This is a genomic window from Rhodococcus sp. NPDC057014 (assembly GCF_042673295.1).
GTDB lineage: Bacteria > Actinomycetota > Actinomycetes > Mycobacteriales > Mycobacteriaceae > Rhodococcus_F.
The window spans coordinates 1-15,425 of the sequence record NZ_JBHUSF010000055.1 but is presented as its reverse complement, the minus strand read 5'-3'; the positions used below and the strand labels follow the sequence as shown (position 1 = coordinate 15,425).

Annotated in this window: 16 protein-coding genes, 1 tRNA gene and 1 pseudogene; 14 read left to right on the top strand and 4 right to left on the bottom strand. The window is 66.9% G+C overall.

All coding sequences use genetic code 11. The features are described 5' to 3' along the window. Window positions 1–77: 77 nt before the first annotated feature. The 13 genes from ACFTZB_RS14040 to ACFTZB_RS13980 all read left to right on the top strand — a co-directional run bounded on the left by ACFTZB_RS14040 (window position 78) and on the right by ACFTZB_RS13980 (window position 11,223). Entirely contained in the window at window positions 78–677 is a 600-nt protein-coding gene (locus ACFTZB_RS14040) for a TetR/AcrR family transcriptional regulator (RefSeq protein WP_378432351.1), read from the top strand. Between the two features lie 90 nt (window positions 678–767). Beyond that, the gene (locus ACFTZB_RS14035) at window positions 768–2,111 is read left to right on the top strand and encodes an HNH endonuclease (RefSeq protein WP_378432349.1); all 1,344 of its coding nucleotides are present in this window, start codon (window positions 768–770) and stop codon (window positions 2,109–2,111) included. 97 nt (window positions 2,112–2,208) lie between these two features. Then, window positions 2,209–2,550 (top strand): hypothetical protein, encoded by a 342-nt coding sequence (locus ACFTZB_RS14030; RefSeq protein ID WP_378432347.1) that lies wholly within the window; start codon window positions 2,209–2,211, stop codon window positions 2,548–2,550. Continuing rightward, a complete protein-coding gene (locus ACFTZB_RS14025) occupies window positions 2,547–3,122 on the top strand; it encodes a DUF3558 domain-containing protein (protein WP_378432345.1) in 576 nt (191 codons plus the stop codon). The genes ACFTZB_RS14030 and ACFTZB_RS14025 overlap by 4 nt, the downstream gene beginning before the upstream one ends. Window positions 3,123–3,125: 3 nt before the next feature. Beyond that, a complete protein-coding gene (locus ACFTZB_RS14020) occupies window positions 3,126–4,457 on the top strand; it encodes a hypothetical protein (protein ID WP_378432343.1) in 1,332 nt (443 codons plus the stop codon). Continuing rightward, window positions 4,454–5,227, top strand: coding sequence for an ESX secretion-associated protein EspG (locus tag ACFTZB_RS14015; protein WP_378432341.1), 774 nt, complete (start codon window positions 4,454–4,456; stop codon window positions 5,225–5,227). The genes ACFTZB_RS14020 and ACFTZB_RS14015 overlap by 4 nt, the downstream gene beginning before the upstream one ends. Before the next feature lie 16 nt (window positions 5,228–5,243). Further along, on the top strand, window positions 5,244–5,717 hold the full coding sequence (locus tag ACFTZB_RS14010; RefSeq protein ID WP_378432339.1) for a DUF309 domain-containing protein: 474 nt from the start codon (window positions 5,244–5,246) through the stop codon (window positions 5,715–5,717). After that, window positions 5,717–6,355 (top strand): LON peptidase substrate-binding domain-containing protein, encoded by a 639-nt coding sequence (locus tag ACFTZB_RS14005; RefSeq protein WP_378432337.1) that lies wholly within the window; start codon window positions 5,717–5,719, stop codon window positions 6,353–6,355. Before ACFTZB_RS14010 ends, ACFTZB_RS14005 begins: the two co-directional genes overlap by 1 nt. 61 nt (window positions 6,356–6,416) lie before the next feature. Further along, window positions 6,417–6,493: transfer RNA gene (locus ACFTZB_RS14000), tRNA-Met, on the top strand. 104 nt (window positions 6,494–6,597) lie between these two features. Further along, window positions 6,598–7,821 carry a cytochrome P450 gene (locus ACFTZB_RS13995; protein ID WP_378432335.1) on the top strand — a complete coding sequence of 408 codons (1,224 nt, stop codon included), beginning with the start codon at window positions 6,598–6,600 and terminating at the stop codon, window positions 7,819–7,821. 39 nt (window positions 7,822–7,860) lie between these two features. After that, on the top strand, window positions 7,861–9,459 hold the full coding sequence (locus tag ACFTZB_RS13990; protein WP_378432333.1) for a phytoene desaturase family protein: 1,599 nt from the start codon (window positions 7,861–7,863) through the stop codon (window positions 9,457–9,459). A gap of 70 nt (window positions 9,460–9,529) precedes the next feature. Beyond that, complete coding sequence (locus ACFTZB_RS13985; protein WP_378432331.1) at window positions 9,530–10,369, top strand: alpha/beta hydrolase; 840 nt, start codon at window positions 9,530–9,532, stop codon at window positions 10,367–10,369. A gap of 50 nt (window positions 10,370–10,419) precedes the next feature. Further along, window positions 10,420–11,223 carry a transglutaminase family protein gene (locus ACFTZB_RS13980; RefSeq protein WP_378432329.1) on the top strand — a complete coding sequence of 268 codons (804 nt, stop codon included), beginning with the start codon at window positions 10,420–10,422 and terminating at the stop codon, window positions 11,221–11,223. A 4-nt stretch (window positions 11,224–11,227) separates the two neighbouring features. Here the strand turns inward: ACFTZB_RS13980 and ACFTZB_RS13975 are convergent, their stop codons facing one another. Further along, window positions 11,228–11,608: a MarR family winged helix-turn-helix transcriptional regulator gene (locus tag ACFTZB_RS13975; RefSeq protein ID WP_072947675.1), complete on the bottom strand. Its 381-nt coding sequence runs from the start codon at window positions 11,606–11,608 to the stop codon at window positions 11,228–11,230. A gap of 64 nt (window positions 11,609–11,672) precedes the next feature. On the opposite strand from ACFTZB_RS13975, the gene ACFTZB_RS13970 reads away from it, so the two are divergent. Beyond that, window positions 11,673–13,169 carry an MFS transporter gene (locus ACFTZB_RS13970; RefSeq protein ID WP_378432327.1) on the top strand — a complete coding sequence of 499 codons (1,497 nt, stop codon included), beginning with the start codon at window positions 11,673–11,675 and terminating at the stop codon, window positions 13,167–13,169. 47 nt (window positions 13,170–13,216) lie between these two features. Here the strand turns inward: ACFTZB_RS13970 and ACFTZB_RS13965 are convergent, their stop codons facing one another. The 3 genes and pseudogenes from ACFTZB_RS13965 to ACFTZB_RS13955 all read right to left on the bottom strand — a co-directional run. Then, window positions 13,217–14,188 carry an alpha/beta hydrolase gene (locus tag ACFTZB_RS13965; protein WP_378432325.1) on the bottom strand — a complete coding sequence of 324 codons (972 nt, stop codon included), beginning with the start codon at window positions 14,186–14,188 and terminating at the stop codon, window positions 13,217–13,219. Window positions 14,189–14,306: 118 nt separating this feature from the next. Then, on the bottom strand, window positions 14,307–14,858 hold the full coding sequence (locus ACFTZB_RS13960) for a gluconokinase (protein ID WP_378432394.1): 552 nt from the start codon (window positions 14,856–14,858) through the stop codon (window positions 14,307–14,309). 33 nt (window positions 14,859–14,891) lie between these two features. Further along, window positions 14,892–15,425: pseudogene (locus ACFTZB_RS13955) on the bottom strand (gluconate transporter); the annotation flags it as partial.

Genomic DNA, 15,425 nt, shown 5'->3' with positions numbered 1-15,425 from the left:
ATTTTCTAAGCGCTTGCTTATACTGATGGTGTGACGCGGTATTGTCAACAGCCGCGCAGCCGAGGATGGAGACAGACATGAGCGAATCACCCAGCCAGGTGATCAGCCCGTCCAAGGCTGCCGCCCGCATCCGTGCCGCAGCCGTCGACGCGTTCGCGACCAGCGGATACGGCGGCACCACCACTCGCGAGATCGCCGCCCGCCTCGACATGAGCCCGGCCGCGATGTACCCCCACTACCGCTCCAAGGAAGAACTCCTCTTCGCGATCAGTTACGAAGGCCACACCGGCGCACTCGACGTCGTGAGAAACGCCGACCTACCCGGCGAGTCGCCGTCCACGAGACTGCAGGCACTGATCCGCGCATTCGCGAGCTGGCAGGCCACCCACCACGCACAGGCGCGTGTCGTCCAGTACGAACTCAACGCCCTCACGCCGGAGCACTACCGCGACGTGGTCAAACTGCGCCGCGACATCACCCACATCGTCCGCTCCGTCGTCGACGCCGGAGCCGCATCCGGCGAATTCACCGTCCCCGACGGCGAAGGCGTCACCCTCGCCCTCATGTCACTGTGCGTCGACATCTGCCGCTGGTTTCCCGCAGGCGCCTACACCGAACCCGAGGCCGTCGCGGACCTCTACGCCGGCCTCGCCATGCGACTGGTCGGGGCAGCGTAGGTAATGCATTTGGGTATTGCCGGGGTGCCGTGGGCGGGCTAGTGTAGAACATACGTTCGATTCGGGGGTTTCGGCAGTCGGGGGGTCGGGGTGGATGCAGGGGCGGTAATCGCGTTTCTGGCCGAGTTGCCGAAACTCGATCGGGATATCGACGATGCAACGCGCATCGACGTACTTCGGGCACTGGAAGAGGTGAAGGCCGCCTGCGCCGGCGTGCAGGCCCGGGTGACCGCCGACCTCGACGCCTCCATCCGAGCTGAACGAGCGGACCGCAACGTGCCGCTGGCGCAGCGAGGACGCGGCATCGCCAACCAGGTGGCGCTGGCACGCCGGGACTCACCGTTTCGCGGTGGTCGCCACCTCGGCATGGCGACCGCTCTCGCCCACGAGATGCCCTGTACCTTGGCCCTACTCGAACGAGGGTTACTCAGCGAGTGGCGAGCCACCATCCTCGTCCGCGAAACCGCATGCCTGACGAGGGAAGATCGCACAGCAATCGACTCTCTGCTGTGCGGCGACCCGGCAACGTTGGACGGGCTCGGCGACCAGGCGGTGTGCGCGAAAGTTCGCTCGGTCGCCGCCGAATTCGACGCCGAGGCCGTGGTGCGGCGGGCTCGCAAGGCCGTGTCGGATCGGCGGGTCACCTCCCGTCCCGCACCCGACACCATGGCCTACGTCACCGCCCTACTGCCGGTCGCCGAAGGCGTGGCTGTGCACGCCACACTCGCCCGTGACGCCGATTCGATCCTCGCCGCCGGCGACGAACGCACGCGGTCGCAGATCATGGCCGACCTCCTCGTGTCCCGAGTCACCGGCACACACCACACGGCCACCACACCGCCGATCACCGTCAACTTGGTGATCTCCGACCGCGCCCTCCTCGACAACGGATCCGAACCCGCCCACGTGCAGGGCTACGGTCCCGTTCCCGCCGAACTGGCGGGGCACTGGATCTCCGAGGCAGTCCAGGCAGCGATCGATCCAGACACCGGGAATGCGACGCGGGTGAACCTGCGCCGCCTGTACGCCAACCCGCAGTCGGGAGCGCTCACCGCGACCGAGTCCCAGGCCCGCTGCTTCCCCGCCGGGTTGGCGAAGCTGATCGATCTGCGCGACCGAACCTGCCGGACACCCTGGTGCGATGCCCCGATCCGGCACCAAGACCACATCCGACCACGCGAAAGCGAAGGCCCCACGACCGCGCACAACGGCGCCGGTCTGTGCGCAGCCTGCAACTACGCCAAACAAGGCGCAGGATGGACCGCTACCCCTCGTCAGGTGCCCGGAGGACTGCACCACATCGAGATCTACACCCCCACAGGACACCGGTACCGATCGACGGCACCCCCACTACCGAAACCATTGCCATTCCGCGCGGTTCACACCGACTCCCCCGTCGAACGCATCCTCATCGAATTCCTCAACGCAGCCTGAACATTGCAGCGCTGCGCACTAGACCGAGTGACACACCCGTGCGGTAGCATCTCCGCACGCGGCCGAGGGGGTCCTGTCGAGCACTGGGGGGATGGGAATGAGCAAAACACTGCGTCTGGAAGATGACGCAATCCAACGATGCGTGGGCATCTGCAACACCATGATCGACCAAATGGATCAGGCGATCAGGAACGCTGACTCCCTGCGATACATCGCGGGCTTCGGCGGATTCGATTCAGCGCAGGAACTCCAAGACCGGTATGACAATAAATTCAACGGCGGCGATGGCTCCGGTTCCGTCAGAGAGCGGCTGAATCAGTTTCGACTCGTTATTGAGACTATGCGGGACACTTTCCAGGCCGGGGGCGACGCGTTCGCGGAGAGCGACAGCGCGATCGGGCGCGCACTCGCCGGGATCCAGGGAGAGATCGAGCAGTGAAACTCATCAAAGTGGTCGTGGCCGTCGTTTCAATGGCTCTACTCGGCGGTTGCAGCACAGAGAAAGCCAGTCAACCGGACCCTGAGTCCATGGCCACACCCACGACCCGGGTTCCAAGACACATCGACAAATCGGACCGACCTCAGGTGACATTCGACCCATGTCTCGACATCCCCGATTCTGCGCTGATCGAAGCTGGATACGACCCGCAGAGTGAAGCAAACGCTGACTTCACGCCCGATTCTTACACCTTTCTCGGTTGCGGGTATGACACGCCGCAGCGCCGCTACGTTATGAACGTTCTGTCCGGGAACATTACCTTCGCGGAAGAGCAAGAAAAGAAGAAACTTCACTCCACACCCATCGAAATCAACGGTCGTCGCGCAATCCTGATCTTCGACCCTGGAGTGACTGACGCATGCGATCTGACCATCGAAACGTCCTACGGCATTCTCGGATTCACTCGCAGCGTGTTTCAGGGAAACGGCCAGCATGCGCCCGAATACGAGTGGTGCGCTGGACTCGAGGACACCGCCCGAATCATCGAGCCGTTCATTCCGAAGGGGGACTGACCGATGGCACCGAAGGACCCGCTCGCTCCCTTTTTCGATGCAGTACTGCCGAATGGCGCCGGCGATCAGCACCGCACGAGGTTGCAGAGGTCCGCGCAGCAACTCGGGTCAGAGGACATCGATCCGCCGTACATCACGTCGATGGAGAGTTTCGAGGGCTGGCAACACTCGGAGATCTACGCGAAGACACAGGACATGGACCCGAGCGTCATCGGGGATCTCGCTCAGGCTTGCCACGCGATCGTCGGTTCGCTGCCCATCGGCTTCGGGTTCGCACTTCTGAAGAACACGATTGCCGAACAGTGGGAGGGCGCGGCCGCCGACGCGGCGCTCGCGGCCACGGAAACCCTTGCAGGCGCGAGTGACCAGTTGACCTCGGGAGTGCAAGCGATCGGCGTGAAGCTCGATATTCTCAGTAGCGCTGCGCAGGATGTGAAGAACAGCATCCCCGCGCCAACGCCGGAACAACCCCTCAGCCTTCTCCCCCTGATGCCCTCCGCCGCCGAAGCTCAGGAAGCAGCGCGGGATGCGGCCCGAGAAGAAGCCATTCGGAAGTTGCAGAACATCTACGTCCCGAACTACCAGGACGTGGGTACGAACGTTCCGGTCCTCCCGGCACCGCATTCGCTCAGCGGCGGGCCCGGTTCCACCGATCCGAATCTCACTGCGCCTACCTCGGGCGACCCCGGTTCCTGGAGCGCATCCGACAGCAGCACCTCCTCCATGTCGGGGAATGGCGATGTGTCTGCGAACGGCGAGACCCCTGGGGACGGGGAGTCTGCTGGGGATGATGCAGCGACCACGTCTGCAGCGAATGCCGAGGCCGCTGCCAATCAGGGGGCCGGTGCCGGTGCCGGATCCGGTTCGGCTGCACAGACTGCGGCGGCGAATGCGCAGAACGCTGCCGGCGCAGGTTCGCAGTCGGGCAGCGGCGCGGGCGGCACGGGTTATGGCGGAACCGCCGGTGGTTCGGGGTCCGGTGCCGGCGGATCGGGCGTCGGGGGTTCGGCGTCGGGCACGCGCCGGAAGAATGACAAACGCGAGTCCGAGCCCAGCTCGGGCGGTGTGGTTCCGGGTGGCCCGATCCCGTCGGGTGGTGCCGCGGCGGGTGCGGGGGCGGCGGCCGCTGCCGCAGCGGCGACACCGGTGAAACCGAGTATGAGTCGTCCCGGGATGGGTATGGCACCCGGCATGATGGGTGCGCCCGGCCGGGTAGGCGGAAACGGTGAGGGCGACACGGAGCATCAGACGCCGAGCTACCTCATCACCGTCGACAACGGCAACGAACTGATCGGCACACTCGACCCCGTCGCACCGCCGGTGATCGGCGCATGAACTGGCGGCTGACGTCAGCCCAGTTCATGTGCCTGTGGGAGGCAACCGATCTCGATCGGATGCCGTACCCGCTGAAGTACCGGTCCGCCGCGGCGACGGCGGACCAGTACGCGATCCAGCAACGCGAACTGGAGCAGTGGCGGTCCGCGCTCGACGAACCGAAACTGGTTGCGGCGATCCAGGCGCTGCGAAACCCGCACGTGTCCGTCACGGTGCTCGCCCCCTCCCCCGAACTCGACTCCGGGATTCGGCGGAGGGGCAGCATCCGTGGCCGGGTCGCCGTCGTCGCCGAACAGCTCCGCGGCGAACCGGGACGCGGCGACATCCGGATCGACGCGGGCGCCGAGAGCGTCGACGGGTTCACCGCCCAACTCCTGGACGACCTACCCGACTGTGCTCCCGGACGAACCCCGTCGCTGACCGCGCACCCCGACGACATCCAGAACCGAACCACCACGACATCCGTCCTCCAGAACGCCCGGGCCTCCGACGGCACTCTGCTCCGGCGGATCGTCGGCCGACCGCGGACCGGGATCGGTTACATCTGCATCCGTGGTGCGCGCAGCGGACTCGACGAGCCCGTTCTGGGCGAACTGACGTGGATCGACGTGGAACAGGACGGCCGGTACCTCTATCACCAGGACGACCGTGTTCACCTGCGGTCGGCGACGGTCCGGGTGGTTCGCGACGAGTTGTCGAAACGCGTGTCTGCGGCCCTTGCCAACACCTCTGCCAGCACCTCTGCCAACCCTTCGCCGACCCGCGGCTGAGCGTTACCCTTGTCCCATGACCGATCGGGACAGGGATGGCTCGGGGAAGCCACTCAACGCACGCCCCCGCGACGAGCTCGGCCGACCTCTGCCTCACGACGCCGAGGGTGTGCCCCGCATCCCCGACGACCTGCGGTTGCCGCCCGACGAGGCGATCACCGAGGCGCAGCGGCTACTCGACCACGGCATGCCGTTCCACGCCCACGAAATCCTCGAGGGAACGTGGAAGATCGCCCCTGAGGACGAGCGGGAACTGTGGCAGGGCCTCGCGCAGCTCGCGGTGGGTCTCACCCACCTGATGCGGGGCAACAAGACCGGTGCGCGGTCACTGCTGCGCCAGGGCCACGACCGGATCCGGCATTACGAGGTGGAGGCGCCACACGGCCTCGACATCGCCGGCCTCCTGACGTGGTCGGAACACCTCACGGACGAGATCGATCGCGTCGACCCGTTGCCGGCGACGCCCGTACCCCGATTGAGAATCCCCTGATGTCTCTGCTCCCCATGTTCCCGCTGGGCTCGACGATGCTGCCCGGTCAGCAGCTCCCCCTCCACGTCTTCGAACCCCGCTATCAGGAACTGGTCCGCGACTGCCTGGACGCACCGGACGGTCCGCGATTCGGGGTCGTCCTGATTGCCCGCGGCAACGAGGTGGGTGGCGGCGACGTGCGCCACGACGTGGGCACGATCGCGCGGATCGAATCCCACGCGTCGATCGGCGACGGCCGGTACGAGTTGTTCTGCCGCACCGAGGAACGCATCAAGGTGTCGAAGTGGTTGCCGGACAACCCGTATCCGATCGCCGAGGTGGATGTGTGGCCGGACGAGAACACCGGCACCCAGACGGCGGATTACGAATTCCCGTCGCTGATCGAGCGACTCGAATTCCTGTACGGCCTCCTCCGGCGTCTCGCGACGGAGACCGGGAACGTCCCGCCCGACGTTCCGGTCATCGGCGGGTTCCGCGGGTCGCTGGGCACGCGGCTGTACGAGATCGCCACCTACATTCCGATGGGTGACGCCGATCGCCTGCAAATTCTCGCTGCGGCCGGCGCGGACGAGCGCTTGCGGGAAGTTTCCGAGGCGATCGAGAACGCCATCGAAATGGTCCAGTTCCGGCTGATGTGACCTAGCCCTCCCCGGGGTTGGTCAAGAGCACTCCGGGAAGGGTGTAGTGTTGTCAATGCAACGCGGGGTGGAGCAGCTCGGTAGCTCGCTGGGCTCATAACCCAGAGGTCGCAGGTTCAAATCCTGTCCCCGCTACCAAGTGGAAACGGCTCCGGAGATTCATTTCTCCGGGGCCGTTTTCGTTGTCGGCACATCCTCCAGGACTAGAACGTATTCTCGTACGTGAGGCCTCAGGAGGGACCGTGCAGCTCGCCGACGTCGATCTCTACAACCCGGACACCTTCGTGCAGGGCGTGCCCCACGAGATGTTCGCCACGTTGCGGCGCGAGGCCCCGGTCTACCGGCATCTCGACGAGCGCGGCGCCCCCTTCTGGTGTGTCACCCGGCATGCGGACATCGTGACGGTGAACCGGGACGCCGAGGCGTATTCGTCGTGGCGGGGCGCCACCTACATCGACGATCTGGCCCCCGACGACCTGGCGGGCCAGCAGCTGATGATGCTGAACATGGATCCACCGGATCACACCGCGCTGCGGAAGATCGTCAGCAAGGGCTTCACGCCCCGCCGCATCGGCCAGTTGCACGACATCCTCGCGCAGCGCGCCACGAGCATCGTCGACGCGGTGATCGAGCGCGGCGAGTGCGACTTCGTCGTCGACGTCGCGTCCGAACTGCCGCTGCAGGCGATCGCCGATTTCCTCGGCGTGCCGCAGGAGGACCGCAAGCTCATCTTCGACCTGACGAATCAGATGATCGGCTCGTCCGATCCCGAATTCCACCTCGAGGAAGGTCAGGAGCGCGCGGCGGCCGGCCAGATGTTCGCCTACAGCCTGGAGATGTTCGAGGACCGCAAGCGGCACCCGCGCGACGACATCGCGACCGCTCTCATCCAGGCCGACGTGCACGGCGAGAAGCTCGGCGAACTGGATTTCAACATGTTCTTCATGCTGCTCGCGGTCGCCGGGAACGAGACCACCCGCAACGCCCTCTCGCACACCCAGCTGGCGCTGATGGAACATCCCGAGGAGCGCCGGAAGGTCCTCGAGGATCCGGCGAGGCTCGACGCCCTGATCGAGGAGGGGTTGCGGTGGGCCACACCGGTCATGCAGTTCCGCCGGACCGCGACCAGGGACACGGTGCTGCACGACGTCGAGATCTCCGAGGGCGACCGGGTGGTCATCTGGCACATGTCGGGGAACCGTGACGAGGCGGTGTTCGACGATCCGTACACGTTCGACATCGACCGGCCCACCGGCCACTACTCGCAGCACATCGCGTTCGGCGGCGGCGGTCACCATTTCTGTCTCGGCGCCAACCTCGCTCGCGCCGAGATGAAGGTGATGCTGAGTGAGATTCTGCGTCGGATGCCCGACATGGAACAGACGGCGCCGGCCCAGCGGCTGCGCTCCAACTTCATCAACGGGCTGAAGCATCTGCCGGTGACGTTCACACCGTCGTCCCTCTAGCTTCGAGCGGAGCGCTGGCTTTTCTGACAGCCTGGTCAGGTGAGCAACGTCGACGCAGTGGTCATCGGATCCGGTCCCAACGGGCTCGTCGCGGCCGCGACTCTCGCCGATGCAGGCTGGGACGTCGCGGTCGTGGAGGCGCAGCCGACGCCCGGCGGCGCGGTGAGGTCGGCCGAACTCGTCCCCGGCTTCACGTCGGACCTGTTCAGCGCGTTCTATCCCCTGTCGACCGTGTCCCCCGCGCTGCGCGGGCTGGACCTCGAGTCGCACGGGTTGCGGTGGAGTCATGCGCCCCGCGCGGTCGGCCACGCCCGCTCCGCTGCCGACGAGGACGCGCCGGTGATTCATCCCGACCCGGCCGACACGGCCGCCGACCTCGAACGGAGGCAACCGGGCGACGGCGTCGCGTGGACGGCGCTGGTCGAGCAGTGGCACCACATCAAGGAACCGCTGCTGAGCATCCTGTTCAGCCCGTTCCCGCCCGTGCGGGGCCCGAGCGCCCTGCTGCGCCGACTGGGCACCGCCGAGTCGCTGAGAGTGGCCCGATTCCTCCTCCTGCCTGCACGGCGGATGGCGCACGAACTGTTCCGGGGCGAGGCGGCACGACTGCTGTTGCTGGGCAACGCGATGCACGCCGACGCCCCTCCGGACGCACCGGGCAGCGGTGTCATGGGGTACATCCTGACGATGCTCGCCCAGGACGGCGGGTACCCCGTCCCGGTGGGCGGCGCGGGCGAGTTGTCGGCCGCGATGGTCCGCCGGGCCGAGCACGCGGGCGCGCATTTCCGCTACGGCGACGCGGTGACGGGGATCGAGGTTCGGTCCGGTCGCGCCGTCGGCGTGCGGACGGCGTCGGGTGCGCGCTACACGGCACGCCGGGCGGTGATCGCCGACGTCTCGGCGCCCGCGCTGTACGGTTCACTGCTGCCGGATCATGCCGTTCCCGCCCGGGTGCGTGCCGACCTCGAGCATTTCGAGTGGGACACGCCGGTGCTGAAGGTCAATTACGCTTTGTCGCAGAAGATTCCGTGGCGTTCGCCCAGCCTGAGCGGTGCGGGGACCGTCCACCTCGGTGCCGACGACAACGGCCTCGTCCGGTGGATGGCCGACCTGACCACCGGCACCGTCCCGGCCCGCCCGTTCCTGCTGTTCGGGCAGATGACGACCGCCGATCCCAGCAGATCACCGGAGGGCACCGAAAGCGCCTGGGCGTACACGCATCTACCGCGCGACATCATCGACGACGCGTCTGCCGACCTGCTGGCCGCGCGGGTCGACGACGTCCTCGAGGCCCACGCACCGGGGTTCGCGGAGCGGGTCGCCGGGCGTGTCGTCCAGCGCCCGTCGGATCTCGAGGCGGCCGACGCGAATCTCGTGGGCGGCGCCGTCAACGGAGGGACGGCGCAACTCCATCAGCAATTGGTCTTCCGGCCGGGGCCGGGCATCTCCCGCTCGGAAACCCCCGTTCAGCGCCTGTACCTGGGCAGCGCGTCGGCGCACCCGGGCGGCGGTGTGCACGGGGTGTCGGGCCTGAACGCCGCCCGCGCCGCGCTCGGCGAGGACGGGCCGCGTGGATGGCTGCGGCGGCGCACCTCCCGAGCCGTGATCGACCTGTTGTCGAAGGGACCGATCCCCTAATTTTCCGCTTGTCGGGGTACCTCACCGTGCAATGATCTGAGTCGTCGAATTCGGACCACGAAGGGGCATCATGCAGCATCGAGAATCGTCCTTCGCCGGCGTCGGCGGAATTCCCATCGTCTACGACGTGTGGCTTCCCGAGCGGCGCCCGCGCGGCGTGCTCGTGCTGTGCCACGGCTTCGGCGAGCACGCCCGGCGCTACGACCATGTGATCGAGCGGCTCGGGGCACTCGATCTCGCGATCTACGCGCCCGACCACCGCGGGCACGGGCGGTCGGGCGGCAAACGGGTCCATCTGAAGGACTGGCGTGAATTCACCGACGACCTGCACCAGCTGTTCGGCATCGCGTCGACGGACTGGCCGGGCACCGACCGATTCCTCCTCGGCCACAGCATGGGCGGTTCCATCGCACTGACGTACGCCCTCGACCACCAGCAGGACCTGAAGGCACTCATGCTGTCCGGGCCCGCGGTCGACGTGACGAGCGGAACACCGCGCGTGGTGGTCGAGATCGGCAAGCTGGTCGGCCGCTTCCTCCCCGGTGTGCCCGTCGAGTCGCTCGACGCGAAGCTGGTGTCCCGCGATCCGGCGGTCGTGGCGGCCTACGAGGAGGATCCCCTCGTCCACCACGGGAAGGTGCCTGCGGGGATTGCGCGCGGAATGATTCTGGCTGCCGAGCACTTGCCGGAGCGCCTGCCGTCGTTGACCGTTCCCCTGCTGCTCCAGCACGGCCGGGACGACGGGCTCGCGAGCGTGCACGGCACGGAACTCATCGCGGAGTACGCCGGTTCGGAGGACCTCACGGTCGAGATCTACGAAAACCTGTTCCACGAGGTGTTCAACGAACCGGAGAACGAGGAGGTGCTCGACGATCTCGTCGAGTGGTTGCGGCCACGCGTTGGGGCCTGACTCGACCGGGGTGTTCTGCACCCTCGGTCGTGGGATGCCAGGATGGGCGGATGAAACGTCACGTCACCGCTACTCTCGACATCGAGGTCACCGACCCCACCAGTCTCGAATTCAAGATCGCGGTGGCCCGGACGCCCGGTTCGGAGCTGTCGGAGTCCCTGACGTTCACCCTCGACGGTAACCCGGTCGAGGCACGAGAGATGGTGGCGGAGCACGGCACTCGCGTCCACCTGCTGGACAGCCCCCGCGGTTCGCTGCACGTCGAGTACTCGGCTTCGGTTGTGGGCAAAGCCGATTCGCCTCCCGTCACCGACTACGACCTGTCGAAGTATCTGCGCCCGAGCCGGTATGCCGAGGCGGACAAGTTCTTCGGTTTCACCGGCGGGGAGTTCAACCTGTCGAAGCCGCATCCGGAACTGCTGCAGGACATCACCACGTGGGTGGGGTCACGGCTGCTCTATCAGGCGGGGTCGAGCAGATCCACCGACAGTGCCGTCGACACGATGCTGTCCGGGGCCGGGGTGTGCCGTGACTTCGCCCACCTCACGGTCGCGCTCTTGCGGGCCGTCACCATTCCGGCGCGGCTGGCGGCGGTGTATGCGCCGGGGTGCGATCCGATGGACTTCCACGCCGTCGTCGAGGCGTTCGTCGATTCCGAGTGGCGGGTGGTCGACGCCACCCGGCTGGCCCCGCGGTCGGCACTGCTGCGGATCGCGACGGGGCGCGATGCCGCGGACACCGCATTCCTGGACAATCACGGCGGGGCGATCACGCTCGAGAACACGGTGGTGACCGCCGTCGTCGACGGTGAGTTCCCATCCGACGACTACGCGACACCCACGTCGCTGACGTGACGAATCAGGTTGCTTCCGAGAGTCTTTCGGTGAGTACACCCAGCTGAATCTTCTTGGCGTCGGCGTGCACCTCGCGGCCGGCGTCGGTGACGTCGACGAAGACACCGCGCCGGTCCGCCTCACACAGCGCCCTGGCGACCAGGCCCGCCTTCTCCAGCCGGGCCACGCTCCGGGACAGCGCGCTGGGGCTGAGATACATCTCGGCCGCCAGGTCCTGCATCCGCGGCCGGTCGCAGGTGGTGTCCATCAGTCGGTCGAGTGTCTCGAAATCGCTCATGCTCAGGCCGTGCGCGTGTTGCATCTCACGATCCAACTCGCAGGCGATCGAGTTGTATCGGCTCGCGAGCAGCCGCCACGTGCCGCGCAGGTCCGCTTCTGAGCTCATGACCCGCACCCTAGCGCGCGCACGAAGAACGTGCAAGCGAATTAAATGCAAACGGAATTAGTGCTTGCGCATTGATTGCACGTGCATCTACATTCTCCCTGTGACTATCAGCGACGCCACCCCGGACCTCGCCACCTCGTCGGGCGCCACCACCGCCCCGTCGACCGACCAGGCCTGGACTCCCCGCCTCTGGGGCGTCCTGGCCGTGCTGTGCCTCGTGATGTTCCTCGACGGTCTCGACGTCTCGATGGTGGGTGTTGCACTGCCCTCCATCGGAACCGAACTCGGGCTGTCGACCACCTCGCTGCAATGGATCATCAACGGATACGTCCTCGGATTCGGTGGTCTGCTGCTGCTGGGCGGACGCACCGCCGATCTCCTCGGACGCCGCCGCGTCTTCCTGATCGCGCTGACCGTGTTCGCGATCGCGTCCCTGGTCGGCGGACTCGTCGACAACGGCACGCTGCTCATCGCGAGCCGCTTCGTGAAGGGCCTCGCCGCCGCGTTCACCGCGCCGACCGCGATGTCGATCCTCACCACCACGTTCAAGGAGGGGCCCGCCCGCAACCGGGCGCTGTCGATCTTCTCCGTCTTCGGAGCCAGCGGCTATTCGTCCGGACTGATCCTGGGCGGGCTGCTGACCAGCGCCGGGTGGCGTTGGACGTTCCTGATGCCGGTGCCGTTCGCGGTGCTCGCCCTGGTCGCCGGCGCCGTCCTGATCCCCCGCGACCGTGCCGCCGACACGGGCGGACACGACATCGTGGGAGCCGCCACGCTGGTGTCGGGCATGCTGCTCGCCGTCTACACCGTCGTGTCGGCGCCGGCCCGCGGCTGGGCCGATCCGCTCACGCTGGGCTCGTTCGCACTGGCCGCTGCCCTGTTGGCGTCGTTCTTCGTCGTGGAGAACCGGGTCGCGCACCCGCTCGTGCGGCTGAGCATTCTGCGGGTCGGCTCGATCGTGCGGGCGAACCTCAGCATCGTCGCGCTGTTCGGCTCCTACCTGAGCTTCCAGTTCATGATGACGATCTTCCTGCAGTCGGTGCTCGGCTGGTCGCCGCTGGAGATGGCGCTGGGCCTTCTCCCCGCGGGCATCATCGTGGCCTTCGGGTCGCCGTTCGTGGGACGACTGATCGACGCGTTCGGCACCGCCCGCATGATCATCGCGGCACTCACGTCACTGAGCCTCGGCTACCTGTGGTTCCTCTTCGCCGGGAGCGATCAGCCGAACTACACGATCGCGATCCTGCCGAGCGTGGTGCTGCTGGGTGTCGGTTTCGCACTGGGCTTCACGTCGATCATGGCCCAGGCCACGTCGGGTGTCGACGACTCCGAGCAGGGATTGGCGTCGGGGCTCGTGCAGACGTCCGCACAGGTCGGTGCCGCGCTCGTGCTGGCGCTGACCACCGCGCTCGTCACCGCAGGCTCGCACACCGCCACCGGCATCAGCGGCGCCGGGTTCCACCAGTTCCACTCCGGCCTCGTGCTCGTCACGGGTGTCGCCCTGCTGGGACTGCTGATCACGGTGTCACCGCTGCTGCGCAGGGTGCTCAACCCCGCGTAGTCCGCGGACGGCAGAACGGGTGGGCACAGGCCCACCCGTTCCGCCGTTCAGGCCGAGTGCCGCTTCGACTCCGTCAGTGCGCGGGACGCGAAATCGACAGTGAGCCCGATGATCGTGCGACTTTCCCGCAACACCTTGCCGATCACCGGGAACGCGTGGATCTGCCCACTCCAGATGTGGGTCTCGATCTGCCGTCCCTCTCGATCGAACCGGTCGGTGATGATCTCGACGTCGGGCCGCATGATCTCGTACTCGGCGGCGGTGAGGAAGACCGGAGGGAACAGCGCCGGATCCGCGTTCACGGGCGACTGGGCACCCGGAATCTGGTCGGGCCCGGCCAGCCAGCGGTCCTTCAGCTTGGCCACCTGCGACATCGGCAGGTACGCGTCGCGCTTCATGAAATCGGGGTCGTGATCCTCGAGGTCGAGGTTGAGCAGCGGGGAGTATCCGATGACGGCCGCCGGCCGGGTAATGCCCCGCAGCGCGGCGACTTCGGCAACCTTCATCGCGAGGTACCCGCCCGCCGAGTCCCCCGCGACGATCACCCGGCTGGGGTCGTCGCAGACCTTCAGTACCTCGGTGTATGCGGTCATCGCGTCCACCAGCGACGCCCCGATCGCCCCCTTGGGAAGCTGCCGGTACTCGACCGAGACGACGGGCGCACCCGACCGCGCGGCGAGCAGCCCGCACAGCGCCCGGTGGGTGGCGAGTCCGCAGAACACGAATCCGCCGCCGTGGAAGTAGAGGATGGTGGCGCCGTCCATCGAGGTGACGGTGGGCCGCGGGTGGGTGATCTTCTCGCACGGCACCCCGCCGAGCGAGATCGCCTCGATGTCGAGCCCCTTCGGCTTGGGTAGCCGGTCGATCAACTCGTCGAGAGCCGCGAGGAGTTCGATGCCGCGGTCCGTCGTCGGCCATATCGTGAACAGCGGTTTGACGAAAGCCCTGGCGAACCAGAACGTCATTCGCGCCCGCCGACTGACATCCCAGTGCCACACGATCGATTCACGCGTTCGCATACTGCCCTCCGTTGTATCGGACGCTTGTCCAGCTAAATGGACGACCTTACGCCACGGTAAGTCGAAGCCGCCCGTTACCGAGCGACTTCGACTGAATTTCCGTCCGATTACCAGAGGTTCACCGGCCGAGCCGCTGCTCCAGTCGAGCGATGATCTCCGCCGCCACCTGCGTCGGCGATCCGCCCACGTCCACCACGATGGCGTCCTCGTCGGGTTCGATCGGCTCGAGTGTCGAGATCTGCGTGTCCAGCAACGACGGGGGCATGAAGTGGTCCAGCCGGGCGGTCAGCCGTTCGCCGATCTGCGCCCGCGACCCGGCGAGATGCACGAACACGACGTTGTCGCCGCGCAGCACGTCGCGGTAGCTGCGCTTGAGCGCCGAGCAGGTGATGACCCCGGGAAGACCGTTGTCGGTGTGGTCCCGGATCCACCCGGCGACGAGATCGAGCCACGGCCAGCGGTCCTCGTCGGTCAGCGGCTGCCCCGACGCCATCTTCGCGACATTCGCGGGTGGGTGCAGCGCGTCGCCCTCCTGCAGGTCCCAGCCCATCGCGCCGGCGATGATTCCCGCGACCGTCGACTTCCCGGAGCCGGACACGCCCATCAGCACCAGGACGGGATCCGCGGTCTGCGGCGTGCGTCCTACCGGTTCGCGCGTACTCACGTGCATCTCACCAACCTCACTCGACATTCTCGACCCCCTTTAGATGAACACGCTCAGCGCGAGGACACCGGCCAGACCGGTGACGGAGATGATGCATTCCATCACCGTCCACGTCTTCAGGTTCTGCACCACCGTGACGCCGAGGTATTCCTTCACCAGCCAGAATCCCGCATCGTTGACGTGCGACAGGAACAGCGAGCCGGAGCCGATCGCGAGCACCATCAGCGAGACGTGCGTGGACGTCAGCTCGGCGGCGACGGGCGCGAGGATGCCGGACGCGGTGACGGTCGCGACGGTGGCCGATCCGGTGGCGACACGGATCAGCACGGCCACGAGCCAGGCGAGGAAGAGGACGGGAAGGGCACTGCCCTTGATCGCTTCGGCGATCACGTCGGCGATGCCGGTGTCGATCAGGACCTGCTTGAATCCGCCGCCCGCGCCGACGATGAGGAGGATTCCGGCGATCGGGGGCAGCGAACTCTCCAGCGACGCCGCGATGGCATTGCGGTCCATGCCGCCGCCCCGGCCGAGGAGCAGCATTCCGGCGAGCACCGCGAGTCCGAGGGCCACGAC

Coding starts and splice junctions, on each gene's coding strand:
- ACFTZB_RS14040 (WP_378432351.1), top strand. CDS start 78: ATGAGCGAATCACCCAGCCAGGTGATCAGCCCGTCCAAGGCTGCCGCC.
- ACFTZB_RS14030 (WP_378432347.1), top strand. CDS start 2,209: ATGAGCAAAACACTGCGTCTGGAAGATGACGCAATCCAACGATGCGTG.
- ACFTZB_RS14020 (WP_378432343.1), top strand. CDS start 3,126: ATGGCACCGAAGGACCCGCTCGCTCCCTTTTTCGATGCAGTACTGCCG.
- ACFTZB_RS14015 (WP_378432341.1), top strand. CDS start 4,454: ATGAACTGGCGGCTGACGTCAGCCCAGTTCATGTGCCTGTGGGAGGCA.
- ACFTZB_RS14010 (WP_378432339.1), top strand. CDS start 5,244: ATGACCGATCGGGACAGGGATGGCTCGGGGAAGCCACTCAACGCACGC.
- ACFTZB_RS14005 (WP_378432337.1), top strand. CDS start 5,717: ATGTCTCTGCTCCCCATGTTCCCGCTGGGCTCGACGATGCTGCCCGGT.
- ACFTZB_RS13985 (WP_378432331.1), top strand. CDS start 9,530: ATGCAGCATCGAGAATCGTCCTTCGCCGGCGTCGGCGGAATTCCCATC.
- ACFTZB_RS13980 (WP_378432329.1), top strand. CDS start 10,420: ATGAAACGTCACGTCACCGCTACTCTCGACATCGAGGTCACCGACCCC.
- ACFTZB_RS13975 (WP_072947675.1), bottom strand. CDS start 11,608: ATGAGCTCAGAAGCGGACCTGCGCGGCACGTGGCGGCTGCTCGCGAGC.
- ACFTZB_RS13965 (WP_378432325.1), bottom strand. CDS start 14,188: ATGCGAACGCGTGAATCGATCGTGTGGCACTGGGATGTCAGTCGGCGG.
- ACFTZB_RS13960 (WP_378432394.1), bottom strand. CDS start 14,858: ATGCACGTGAGTACGCGCGAACCGGTAGGACGCACGCCGCAGACCGCG.